We start from the raw sequence: 12,250 nt of genomic DNA, 5'->3' as shown, positions 1-12,250 counted from the left end.
ATGTTTCAACAAAATGTACTATTAAATCCTATAAGGCAGGCGGGCTTTTACGAAACTCTAATTAGAGGAATTGAAAGTAAAGGCGGGCCCATTGTAATACAAGGTTTGCTGGAGGGCCAAAAGGCACACCTAGCCTATGGCTTATTTGAAGATATAAAAAAACAAATTTGTATTATAACTTATACGGAGATGGAAGCTAGGCAGATTTATGAGGATTTAAAGTATTATTTTAAAGACAATGTTTTATTTTTCCCTAAAAAAGATTTGATGTTCTATAACATCGAAACAATTACTGAGGATAGTAATGAGGAAAGAATAAAAACTATAGAAAAATTGTTAAGTAAGGAGCCCTATGTAGTAGTTACAACAATAGATGCTCTTTTATTAAAACTACCTCAACCTGGACTATATAATAAATATCAGTTAAGTTTTAAGGTAGGGGATAAAATTAATTTGGACGAGATTTTAGAAACCTTCGTTATTCAAGGATATGAGCCTTCTGAGATGGTGGAAACTAGAGGGCAGTTTAGTGTGCGCGGAGGAATTGTTGATATATATCCCTCAACTGAAGAAAACCCAATAAGAATAGAGTTATTTGATGATGAAATAGATTCTATTAGATTTTTTGAGGTAGGTACTCAAAAATCCATAAGCAAGGCTTCTGATGCAAAAGTTTATCCTATGTCTCAATCCATAATAGAACCTAAGGATAAGACAAAAATAATTGAAGAGATTAATAAAGAGCTAGCAAAAAGAGTGAAGGGCTTAACCCCAGAGAAGAAAGAAAATTTAGAAAAGAAAATAAAATATTACATTGAAAAAATTGAAAATTCAGCTAGTTTTAAGGGAATGGAGATTTTTTATCCCTATGTAGATTCTAAGGGCAGTAATTTATTACATTATATGAATCATGACGCTACAGTTCTGTTAGATGAACCTAATCGTTTAAAGCAAATAGCTAATGATAGTATTGAAAATTTTAGAGAGAACTTTAAAAATTTACTGGAGATTGGTGAAGTACTACCAAAGCAAGGGGAAGTGCTATTCTCTTATGAGGATATTTTAGAGAGCTATGAAAAACACTCACTAGTACTTCTTAGTTTATTGCCTCAAAACATGCCTATTGCATATAAAAGAATATTTCAGATTTTAACTAGACCTACTCAAATGTTTCACGGGAAAATTGATATATTTACTGAGGAGCTAGGTCAACTAGTTAAAAGAAAATATAGTATAGTTATACTTTTAGGCACTAAGGAGCGTGCTTTAAGCATATTAGAGGAAGTTAGGGCTGCGGGTATTAGAGCAAAATATATTGTAAATGATGAAGAAATAGATCCTAATGTAGTAAATATAGTGCTAGGAAATATTAATAAGGGCTTTGAATATGTAGAACAAAAATTTATAGTATTCACAGATTATGAGATATTTGGAGTTCATAAACGTAAAAAACAGGCAAAGAAGATTAAAAATACCTCGCCTATAAAGTCATTTATAGATTTAAAGGTAGGAGACTATGTAGTACATGAAGGCCACGGAATTGGAAAATATGAAGGAATTGATCAATTAAGGGTTGAGGGAGTTAAGAAGGATTATTTAAAGATAAGTTATGCAGGCCAGGACAATCTCTATGTCCCTACGGATCAAATGGATTTGATTCAAAAATATATTGGCTCTGAGGAGAAGGCCCCTAAGCTTAATAAGTTAGGAGGAACAGAATGGGCTAAAACAAAGGTTAAAGTTAAAAAGGCTATTGTAGATATGGCCGAAGACCTTTTAAAGCTATATGCCCAGAGACAAAAGATGAAAGGCTATGCCTTTTCCGAGGATACGGATTGGCAAAGGCAATTTGAATATATGTTTCCTTATGAGGAAACACCGGACCAACTTAAATCTATAGAGGATGTAAAACGGGACATGGAATCCGATAGACCTATGGATAGGCTACTTTGTGGTGACGTAGGATATGGAAAAACAGAGGTTGCCATAAGGGCTGCATTTAAATGTGTAATGGATGGAAAACAGGTAGCATTTTTGGTTCCAACAACAATTTTAGCTCAGCAGCACTACAACAACTTTAGACAAAGATTTAGTGAATTTCCTGTTAGGGTAGAAATGTTAAGTAGATTTAAAACCCCTACTCAGCAGAAGCAAATTTTAGAGGATGCAAAGGAAAACCAAGTAGATATAATTATTGGTACCCATCGTATATTATCTAAGGATTTGAAGTTCAAAAATTTAGGTCTATTAATTGTAGATGAGGAGCAGAGATTTGGAGTAAAGCATAAGGAAGTATTAAAGCAGCTGAAGCAATCTATTGATGTTTTAACCTTAACCGCAACTCCAATACCAAGAACATTGCACATGTCCTTAGTAGGTATTAGGGATATGAGTGTTATTGAAGATCCTCCAGAGGAAAGATATCCGGTTCAAACCTATGTTTCTCCATATAATGAGGCATTAATAATAGATGCTATAACTAGAGAAGTAAATAGAGGTGGACAGGTTTTTTATGTATTTAATAGAGTGCAAGGAATACATAGGGTGGCTAGTCACCTAATGGATTTAATACCTCAATTAAAAGTTGCAGTTGGTCATGGTCAAATGAGTGAAAGAGAGCTTGAAAAGCTTATGTTAGATTTTTACCATGGGGAATATGATGTTTTAGTTAGCACAACTATAATTGAGACGGGATTAGATATTCCTAATGTAAATACAATAGTTATACATGATGCAGATAGGCTAGGTCTTTCGCAACTTTATCAGTTAAGGGGTAGGGTAGGTAGATCAAACCGTCAAAGCTATGCCTATTTACTTTTTGAAAAGGATAAAATTTTATCTGAGACTGCAGAAAAAAGGTTAAAGGCGATAAAGGAATTTACTGAGTTTGGATCAGGCTTTAAAATTGCAATGAGAGATTTAGAAATAAGGGGTTCTGGAAATCTTTTAGGGGGAGAGCAGCATGGACATATGGCAGCTATAGGCTATGACTTATATGTTAAGCTACTGGAAGAAACTATGGCGGAGCTTAAGGGTGAAAAAATTGAACGATATGAGGATACAGTTATTGAAATAAATGTAGATGCATATATTTCAGCTAAATATATTAAAAATCAGAACCATAAGATTGAAATATATAAGAAGATAGCCCTAATTAGAAGTCTACAGGATATGTATGATATAGAAGAGGAGATTGAGGATAGATTTGGTGAAATTCCTTCAAGTGCAAGAAATCTTCTACTAATATCATATATTAAGGCTACTGCTCAGAGTATTAGGGTTCAAACTATATCTCAAAAGGATAAGGATATAACTATTAGCTTTAAAGATTTAAGTAAGGTACCTTTAGAATATATATCAGAGGTTTTAAATAAGTATAAGTTTAGACTGACCTTCCACGCTACGGAACAACCATATTTTGTATATACGATTAAAACATTAGACCATTATGTGATTCTACAGGAATTAAAAGACATTATAGAAAAAATTAGTGGTATGCAAAGGTAGTAAGGTTAGGTATAATGGTGAGTAAGGTTTAAAAATAGTAAGGAGGGGAAAAAGTGAATACAATCAAAAGAAAATTTGCTTTGGCTATGGCAATTATTATGGTTATGATAACTGTTCTAGCAGCCTGTACTTCAGAAAAGGCTTCAGCTAAGCTTCCAGATGGGGCTATTGCAGTTGTAAATAATACTGTTATTTCTATAGATGAGTTTAATAAAATGGTTGCATTGCAAAAACTGAGCTACGAGGCACAACTAGGACCAGGCATTTTAAATGAAGTAGTAGATGGGGTTACTCTTCTTGATCTATTAAAACAGAATGTGCTAGATCAAATGATTATGGATGAATTAGTAATACAACAGGCTGTTAAGAAAAATGTTGAAATAACTGAAGAAGAAGTAATGAGTAGTTATGAAACGTTCTTATCGATGTTAGGTGAGGATGAAGATTTTCTACAAGTACTTCAGGAAAATGGCTTAGATGAAGATTTTATTAAAAATGTAATTATACGAAAAAGCTTAATTACTGAGTTTTATGCAAATGAATATTTTTATAGCATTGAAGTAAGTGAAGAAGACGCAAGAGAACATTATGAAACTAATATAGAATTGTATAAAAATGAACAAGTTAGGGCAAGACACATTCTAATAAGTGATGAGGAATTAGCTAAAGAGCTTTTAGAAAGATTAAAAAATGGCGAAGACTTTGCAGCTTTAGCTAAACAATATGGTGAAGATGGTACTAAAGAAGTTGGTGGAGATTTAGACTACTTTAGTAGAGGACGTATGGTACCTGAATTTGAAGAGCCAGTATTTAAGCTGGAAGTTGGACAACTAAGTGATATTATTCAATCAAGATTTGGATATCATTTGGTGCTATTAGAAGATAGAATTGTAGATGAAATTCCATTTGAAGAAGAAAAACAATATATTATGGATGAATTAAGATCTATAGCCTTTGAAAAACATCTACAGGAGCTTCAAGAGAATTCAAAAATAATTAAAAGTGAGAAACTATAAAAGTAGCGAAGGCTTTGACCTTCGTTACTTTTTTTAAAATTATTCCAATAACTAAAAATTTTCTCAATGAATAAAAAATAACCCTTGGTAAAATACTATGATTACACTAAAATTTTACTTTATGTAGGAGGGAAACATAGTGAAAGCAACAGGAATTGTTAGACGTATTGATGATTTAGGGCGAGTTGTTATTCCTAAAGAGATTAGAAGAACTTTAAGAATAAGAGAAGGTGACCCTCTTGAAATTTTCACTGACCGAGAAGGAGAAGTTATACTAAAAAAATATTCTCCAATTGGGGAACTAAGCGAATTTGCCACTGAATATGTTGAGTCGCTTTATGAGTCATTAGGGAATCTTGCAATTATAACAGATAGAGATACTATTATTGCAGTAGCAGGTAATTCAAAAAAAGAATATATTGATAAAAGGGTTAGTAAACAATTAGAAAGGCTAATGGAAGAAAGAGAAGTAAGTGTACTTAATAAAGGTGATAAAATAGTTACATTAACATCGGACGAAAGCGATGAAAACAAATATTCAGCTCAAGTAATAGCACCCATTGTTACACATGGAGACCCTATTGGGGCAGTTATAATATGTTCTAAGGAAAAAGGGACTACTATGGGTGAAGTTGAAAAGAAAATAGCAGCCACAGCCGCTTCATTCTTATCAAAACAAATGGAACAATAGCTTAGATATGGCTCCGAGTCTTTCGGGGCTATTTTTTTTAAAAGTATTTTGATATAATGGAGCAGGATTGTAGTTTAATGAAGTGGAGGCAGTATTGAATGAAAAAGGATAATTTTCTTAAAGGGGCATTTATTTTAGGTGCCGCTGGTATTATTATTAAAATTATGGGAGCGTTCTTTAGAATACCCCTAGGTAGATATCTTGGTGGAGAAGGAATCGGATATTATCAAGTAGGATACACAGTATTTAACTTTTTAATGGCGTTTACAGTAGCTGGACTCCCAACGGCCATTTCTAAATTAGTATCAGAGAAAAGGGCAAGCCAAGATTATAAAGGTGCCCATAAAATATTTAAGACTTCTTTCTATTTGTTACTTGGCCTAGGTATTGTGGGATCCCTTATTATAGCTGTAATGACTAGGTACCTAGTAGATAATGTTTTTAAAAGTCCCAATGCTTATTATGCCGTACTAGCAATGGCACCAGCATTGTTTTTTCTATGTCTGCTTGCGTCCTTTAGAGGGTATTTCCAAGGTACAAAAAATATGACTCCAACAGCAATATCCCAAGTAGTAGAACAGTTTGTACGGGTAGTTATAGGAATTGCCTTAGCCCTTTATTTGTTAAAAAGACTGGATATAAGGTTTGCTGCTGCAGGGGCTTCCTTTGGAGCTGCAGTAGGAGGGGCTGCAGGACTACTAGCCATAGCTTATATCTATAAGAGAAGTAAAGGGAGTTTAGTACCAGTCGGTGTAGAACATAGTCAATTTGAGGAGCAAACGACTAAGGAAATAATTAGAAACATTTTAAAAATTTCTATACCAATATCTCTAGGTGCAGCAGTAATGCCCTTAATTAATATGCTAGATACATTTATAGTTTTAAGAAGATTGCAGGATATAGGATTTACTGCCAGTGAAGCTACAAGACTATTTGGACAGCTTTCAGGGATGGCAAATACACTAATTAATTTACCACAGGTAATAACAGTGGCAATAGCCATTAGTGTGGTGCCTGTCGTAGCAGAGGCTGCGGAGAGAAAGGATTTAGACACTATTAATGACAATGCACAATCAGCAGTAAAACTGTCACTATTAGTCGGACTGCCTGCTGCAATTGGCTTAGCTACCTTAGCAACACCTATAATGACTTTATTGTTCCCAGATGAGCCAGGAAATCCTGGACAGGTTTTATTATTTCTATCCTTCGCGGTTGTATTTTTAACACAAATACAGTCCTTAACAGGGGTTCTTCAAGGTCTAGGCAAGCCCCATGTGCCGGTAGTCAACCTGTTTATTGGAGCCGGCTTTAAATTAGTAATAACCTATGTTTTAACTGGAATACCACATATAAATGTTAAGGGTGCAGCGGTTGGGACTGTCTTTGCGTATTTTATTGCATACATGTTAAATCTATTATCTGTTAAAAAAGCAACCGGTGTAACCTTTGGAATAAAAGACTTTTTCTTAAAACCTGTATTATCAGGGGTTACGATGGGAATTATAGTAATAGTAGTATATAGGCAGCTAGTTCCTTTTCTAGGCAATTCTCTCTCAACTATAATAGCAATAGGTATAGGGGCAGCAACTTACGGCATAATGCTACTAAGAACAAGTACAATTACAAAAGAAGATTTAGATGTTTTACCTAAGGGTGAAAAAATTATTAGTCTATTAACTAAGATTAAATTGATGAAAAAGGCTTAAACTTAATGCATATATTGACATTTTTTTAAGAAAATACTATAATATGAATAATATTGAAGAGAATTTGGCAATATTAAAAATAAAATTGCTTGAAAAGAAGGAATTTACAAATCTACAGAGAATATGACTATACGTATTCTAATTTTAAGGAGGTATTTTACTTATGAACAAAGCGGACTTAGTATCAAAGATGGCTGAGAAAAGCGGATTAACAAAAAAAGATGCGGAAGCAGCATTAAACGCTTTTATGGAAAGCGTTGAAGGGGCTTTAGAAGTAGGAGAAAAAGTACAATTAGTAGGATTCGGAACTTTTGAAGTAAGAGAAAGAAAACCAAGACAAGGAAGAAATCCAAGAAACCCAGAGCAAGTAATCGAAATCCCTGCATCAAAAGCACCTGTATTTAAAGCAGGAAAAACTTTAAAAGAAAAAATAAATGACTAATACACTTATATTTAATAAGAATCAGGCCTGGTGTCCTGATTTTTATTGTTTTATAGTATAAGGAGAGAGGTAAATGCGTTTAGATAAATATTTAAAAGTATCACGATTAATTAAAAGAAGAACAATAGCTAAGGAAGCTTGTGAAAGTGAGAGAGTTTTCATTAATGACAAAGTAGCAAAACCTGGAACAGAGGTTAAGGTAGGGGATATAATAGAAATCCGATTTGGGGATAAAAGTGTAAAGGCAGAAATATTAAGTATAACGGAGCATGTTAAAAAAGATGAGGCTAAGGAAATGTTTAAAATTTTAGATTGATTATACTGTATAGGAAATCCTTTTTGTCAAATAATATTAACAAATCTAGAAAAAGGAGGATTTCCATGCACAAATATAAATTTAATAAGTTTTTTATATTACTACTAATTACTTTCCTTATTTTAACTGGCTGTAGACCGAGTCCAAGACCAGAGGGGGAAAGACAAGCAGTAGAGAAACCCCCAATACCTGAGGGTATAAGTCAGGGAGAGGGACAAGAGCCAAGGGTTAATGTATACTTAGTAGAAACTGGTGAAATAAAGGAAATGGCTTTTGAGGAATATTTAAACGGAGTTTTAGCCGGTGAAATGAGAAACAATTTTCCTTTGGAAGCTTTAAAGGCTCAGGCTATATTAGCAAGAACCTTTGTTATGGAATTTGTAACAGAAAAGGGTCAGTCCAAATACGAAGGGGCCCATGTATCTACTGATATTCAAGAGGCACAAGCTTGGAATGCGGAGGAAATCAATGATTTAATAAAGCAGGCGGTTCAAGAGACTAGAGGTCAAGTAGCAGTATATGATGGCAAATATGTTAAGGCTTGGTTCCATGCCCATGCTGGCTGGCAAACTGCAACGGCAAAAGAAGGAATTGAACACGAAGGTGAAGAACCCCCATATATACAAGTAGTTGAGTCTCCGGATTCTCCAGAAGCCCCAGAGGAAGATTCTAATTGGACTGCAACCTTCACTAAGGCTGAAGTAGTTGAGGCCGTAAGAAATGCTGGTCAAGAACCAGGAGATTTTAATGATATAGAGATACTTGAAACAGGTCCTTCCGGTAGAGCAACAAGATTACGTATAGGAAATGCAGAAGTTTCTGCACCATCCTTTAGACTTGCTTTAGATAGTACTAAGCTGAAATCCATGAAATTAGAGTCAGTTAATGTAGAAGGTGACCAAGTAACTTTTAAAGGCGTTGGATATGGTCATGGTGTAGGCATGAGTCAGTGGGGTGCATTCCAGATGGCTCAAGATGGTAGAAGTGCCGAAGAAATTGTAAAGCATTACTTTAAAGATATTGAAATAGTCAAGCTTTGGGAATAAACTGTGGTTCTATTTAACACCTTCCGTTCATAAAATGTGGTGATAGGGAGGTGTTATTTTGGAGGAACGTAAAGTAGAAAGACAACTTAAACATAGTTTGGCCCTAGATAATCGAGAGAAGATTAATTTATCCGGAGTAGAAAGTGTTGAGAGCTTTAACAGTGAAATAATAGTCATGGTTACATCCGGAGGGATACTCACAATAAAAGGACAGGAGCTTGATGTTAAAAAGCTTAACTTAGATGACGGGAATGTTACTATAACTGGAAGAGTATATTCTCTAGTATATAGTGACAGAGAAAGCTTTTCTGCAAAAAGTTCTGGTTTATTAGGAAAAATGTTTAAATAGCTATGGAGTAAATGTCCATAGCATTTTTTTGTTTATTTTTAAAAGCAAGTAAATAAATAATTGTTTTTGTAACATAATTTCTTTCCCCTCATATAATAGTTCCTGAGTTTAGAACTTAGAGGCGAATAAAACGGTATAAACGTTAATATATAAACATTTATACCGCTTTATACTTGTCCTATTATTTAAGATTTACTGATAAATCAAGTTTTGTGCAAGCTCTGAACTTCGTTAATGTCATATTACTTTTTAGTGTAGATAATTTTAGTATCTCAGCTAAGACAAGATAAGATTGAGAAATTCGTGTAGGTGTGACAACAACTTTTGGAAACTTGCCTTGAACCAAGACTAGTGGTTCTCTTATCGCTTCCATAATTTCAGCCACTGACACCTGCCTACCTTGTTCACTTGATAAAAGGTATTGCATATATCGTAAAATACATAAACATAGAAAGCACATTGTAAAATGCCCTTTAATATGATTATCACTCCACACGAATACTGGACGAGCTCTTAGGTCTGTCTTTAATATACGAAAGCTTTCTTCTATTTTCCAAAGTCCCCGTATATTTTCATTACTTCTTCTGTACTTAACTCTAGGTTGTTTGTTATTATTGCATAATAACCATCATAGCGTGATGCTTCATTTATTTTATTTTCATCTAATTTCCAGCCCTCTGTATCTAATTCCATTTCAAGATATTGATTACATCCTCTTCTTGAGCCGCTTTTAATTGGTATGGCTTATCCAATTTCTTTTTTAATTTTTCAAGCATTCTTTCTCTATCTTGGTTATCTTTTTTAGCGCGTTTAGACGACCATGTCAGATGAATCTTTACTGGTATTTCTTCAATTCTATATTTTTAGGCCTACCCCGTTTGCCAATTTCTGAAATTTCATCTTCTTTTAGAGGAACTTTAACTTCTATATTTTGATTAACAACCTTACTGCGATATATGATTTCACCACTCATTGGATCTGTAGTGTTATTCCAGTTACTTTCATCCCAAACCATTTCTTTGAATCGTTCTTTAGAACGTTTCAAAGTATAACTAATTACAAAGTCTTGTCCACCTTTGATAAGGTATTCTAAGTTACTTCCACTATTAAGTCCTCTATCTGCTACCACGGTAATCTTCTCTAACCCATATAACTTTTTAGTTTTTCAACAGATTGTACTAAAGTATTTTGGTCCATTGTGTTCCCTGGAAAAAGCTCAAATGTTATTGGAATGCCGTTATTATCCATCAAAAGCCCCATTACTACTTGAACTTCATTATTTTTATGATCTTTTGAAAATCCAAACATTCTAAGTTCGCCCCATTTGGTACTTTCGAAGGAATATGTCGTTACATCATAGTAAGCTTCAGACTCTTTTCGGTTCGTTTTCTTTTGAAAAAGTCTGCTAAATGGGCTACCACAAATTCTTTTTGGTCGGCAAGAACGTCTAAAACATCATAAAATATATCGTTTCCCAGAATTGGTACTCCAAAGATAACGTTTTTGCTCTGAAGCCGCTAGATTAATGCTTGATGGGTGTGCGCAGGCGATGAGCAATTAAATAATAAAGTGCTTGGGCCACAGTCTTTGCATTGCGCTTTCCAGAACTAACTTCAAAGAAGTTATCAAGGGCCATATTACTCCATAGTTGGTTGATTAGTGCATGACCGAAGTTATAGGAAGGAACAACATCAGTAGGAGACAAAATATCCATAACGGGTACTTCAAGAGCTAAAGGTGCAGTAGAAGTTTTCTTTGCCTTAGTAATTTCAAATTTGCTTCGGCTTTTAATTTTGCAATAATATCTGGATCTTCTGCAAGCATACGTTCATAGTTGCCAATAGTTTTTACAACATGAGTTTTCTTGCGATTAGTTCCCGGAATGCGAGTATCTTCTCTAAATTGAATTACACGAGCCTTTCCTGAACCTGTTATTGCAACGTACATAACCTGTTCCCCCTGAATAATTATTTATATTCCTATTATACCATTTTTAAGTATAAATGGAAAGAAAATAATAGGAAATAACAGGACAAAATATATTAAAATTTTACAAATAAAAAGATCTCTGAAAACCGCTTCATTAGCAATCCTCAGAGATTCCTATTAAATTTAATGGGCATAATATCTTCTAAAGTCAGGGTTCTGGTTTATTAGGAAAAATGTTTAAATAGCTATGGAGTAAATGTCCATAGCATTTTTTTGTTTATTTTTAAAAGCAAGTAAATAAATAATTGTTTTTGTAACATAATTTCTTTCCCCTCATATAATAGTTAAAAGGCTATTTTTAGTTGGCATTTTATTATTATATAAGGTGGTGGGGACATGCAGATGTATAGTCTTTCGCAAGAGGCATACATTTTATTAGCATCAGTATATGGCGGAATTTTAATAGGATTTATATATGATCTTTATAAAATAGTGAGACTAATCTTTAATCCGAAAAAAATTGCAACCTTACTTCAGGATTTAATTTTTTGGGTAATTATTTCTTTAGTCGCATTTTATGTTTTAATTATTAGCAATGATGGAATAATAAGATTCTATAACTTTTTAGGCTTTATACTAGGAGCATTTATGTACTATCATATACTGAGTGCCTTGGTTACTAGAACCATTATATATATTGTACAATTGACTAGAAGATTTATTTTGGATTTGTGGCAGTTAATAAAATATCCTTTTCGTGTAGGATTATGTCTATTAGAGGGACCTTATTCTTATTGTAAAAAAAGAACAAAGCCTGTATACTATAAGTCAAAGAGAATTATAGGGTTGCCGAAAAGGGCTTTTGTTAATACGAAGAAAAATATTAAAGTATATTTCACTAAAAAATAACCCACATACTTAATATTAGGAGGAATTAAAATTGGCTAATAACAAAAGAAGAAAACGTAAAAAGTTTATAACAGTTTTTGCTATTGCCTTTTTAGTCTCCTATTTTGGATATACACTATATCAACAGCAAAATGAAATAACTACTTTGGAAGCAAGAAAGAAGATTTTTGTTGAAGAAATTGAGAAGGCCCAAAAAGAGCTAGATAGATTAAATGGAATATTAGAATTAGGTGAAAGTGATGAATATATAGAGAAGGTAGCTAGGGAACAATTAAATATGATTGGAGAAGGTGAAATAGTTATTAAAGACATATCTCCCCGATAAAGAATATACAAAAA

The 12,250-nt window shown here is 33.6% G+C and carries 15 protein-coding genes; 10 read left to right on the top strand and 5 right to left on the bottom strand.

The annotated features are described in order from the left end of the window. The 8 genes from mfd to yabP all read left to right on the top strand — a co-directional run bounded on the left by mfd (position 1) and on the right by yabP (position 9,073). On the top strand, positions 1–3,507 hold the full coding sequence (mfd, locus tag HZR23_RS04275; RefSeq protein ID WP_132849774.1) for a transcription-repair coupling factor: 3,507 nt from the start codon (positions 1–3) through the stop codon (positions 3,505–3,507). Positions 3,508–3,560: 53 nt separating this feature from the next. Further along, entirely contained in the window at positions 3,561–4,523 is a 963-nt protein-coding gene (locus HZR23_RS04270; protein ID WP_132849775.1) for a peptidylprolyl isomerase, read from the top strand. A 139-nt stretch (positions 4,524–4,662) separates the two neighbouring features. Then, complete coding sequence (gene spoVT, locus HZR23_RS04265) at positions 4,663–5,214, top strand: stage V sporulation protein T (RefSeq protein ID WP_132849776.1); 552 nt, start codon at positions 4,663–4,665, stop codon at positions 5,212–5,214. A gap of 98 nt (positions 5,215–5,312) precedes the next feature. Next, the gene (locus HZR23_RS04260; RefSeq protein WP_132849777.1) at positions 5,313–6,920 is read left to right on the top strand and encodes a putative polysaccharide biosynthesis protein; all 1,608 of its coding nucleotides are present in this window, start codon (positions 5,313–5,315) and stop codon (positions 6,918–6,920) included. Positions 6,921–7,083: 163 nt separating this feature from the next. Further along, entirely contained in the window at positions 7,084–7,362 is a 279-nt protein-coding gene (locus tag HZR23_RS04255) for an HU family DNA-binding protein (RefSeq protein ID WP_132849778.1), read from the top strand. A 73-nt stretch (positions 7,363–7,435) separates the two neighbouring features. Beyond that, positions 7,436–7,678, top strand: coding sequence for an RNA-binding S4 domain-containing protein (locus HZR23_RS04250; RefSeq protein ID WP_132849779.1), 243 nt, complete (start codon positions 7,436–7,438; stop codon positions 7,676–7,678). Between the two features lie 65 nt (positions 7,679–7,743). Continuing rightward, complete coding sequence (locus HZR23_RS04245) at positions 7,744–8,724, top strand: SpoIID/LytB domain-containing protein (RefSeq protein ID WP_132849780.1); 981 nt, start codon at positions 7,744–7,746, stop codon at positions 8,722–8,724. Between the two features lie 58 nt (positions 8,725–8,782). Then, positions 8,783–9,073 carry a sporulation protein YabP gene (gene yabP, locus HZR23_RS04240; protein WP_132849781.1) on the top strand — a complete coding sequence of 97 codons (291 nt, stop codon included), beginning with the start codon at positions 8,783–8,785 and terminating at the stop codon, positions 9,071–9,073. Between the two features lie 546 nt (positions 9,074–9,619). On the opposite strand, the gene HZR23_RS16880 is transcribed toward yabP, so the two are convergent. The 5 genes from HZR23_RS16880 to HZR23_RS16860 all read right to left on the bottom strand — a co-directional run bounded on the left by HZR23_RS16880 (position 9,620) and on the right by HZR23_RS16860 (position 11,020). Next, positions 9,620–9,766 carry a hypothetical protein gene (locus tag HZR23_RS16880; RefSeq protein ID WP_249536745.1) on the bottom strand — a complete coding sequence of 49 codons (147 nt, stop codon included), beginning with the start codon at positions 9,764–9,766 and terminating at the stop codon, positions 9,620–9,622. A gap of 142 nt (positions 9,767–9,908) precedes the next feature. Next, positions 9,909–10,202 (bottom strand): hypothetical protein, encoded by a 294-nt coding sequence (locus HZR23_RS16875; RefSeq protein WP_249536735.1) that lies wholly within the window; start codon positions 10,200–10,202, stop codon positions 9,909–9,911. Positions 10,203–10,213: 11 nt separating this feature from the next. Then, positions 10,214–10,381 (bottom strand): hypothetical protein, encoded by a 168-nt coding sequence (locus tag HZR23_RS16870; protein ID WP_249536744.1) that lies wholly within the window; start codon positions 10,379–10,381, stop codon positions 10,214–10,216. Between the two features lie 214 nt (positions 10,382–10,595). Next, entirely contained in the window at positions 10,596–10,787 is a 192-nt protein-coding gene (locus HZR23_RS16865) for a hypothetical protein (RefSeq protein WP_249536743.1), read from the bottom strand. Positions 10,788–10,804: 17 nt separating this feature from the next. After that, on the bottom strand, positions 10,805–11,020 hold the full coding sequence (locus tag HZR23_RS16860) for a hypothetical protein (protein WP_249536655.1): 216 nt from the start codon (positions 11,018–11,020) through the stop codon (positions 10,805–10,807). A gap of 378 nt (positions 11,021–11,398) precedes the next feature. Here HZR23_RS16860 and yabQ point away from each other — a divergent pair, with 378 nt between their 5' ends. Further along, positions 11,399–11,911: a spore cortex biosynthesis protein YabQ gene (yabQ, locus tag HZR23_RS04230; RefSeq protein ID WP_132849052.1), complete on the top strand. Its 513-nt coding sequence runs from the start codon at positions 11,399–11,401 to the stop codon at positions 11,909–11,911. 31 nt (positions 11,912–11,942) lie between these two features. After that, positions 11,943–12,236, top strand: coding sequence for an FtsB family cell division protein (locus HZR23_RS04225; protein ID WP_132849053.1), 294 nt, complete (start codon positions 11,943–11,945; stop codon positions 12,234–12,236). Positions 12,237–12,250 lie beyond the last annotated feature (14 nt).

The sequence above is a fragment of the Serpentinicella alkaliphila genome, assembly GCF_018141405.1.
Lineage (GTDB): Bacteria > Bacillota > Clostridia > Peptostreptococcales > Natronincolaceae > Serpentinicella > Serpentinicella alkaliphila.
This window is presented reverse-complemented; position numbering and strand designations above follow the sequence as displayed.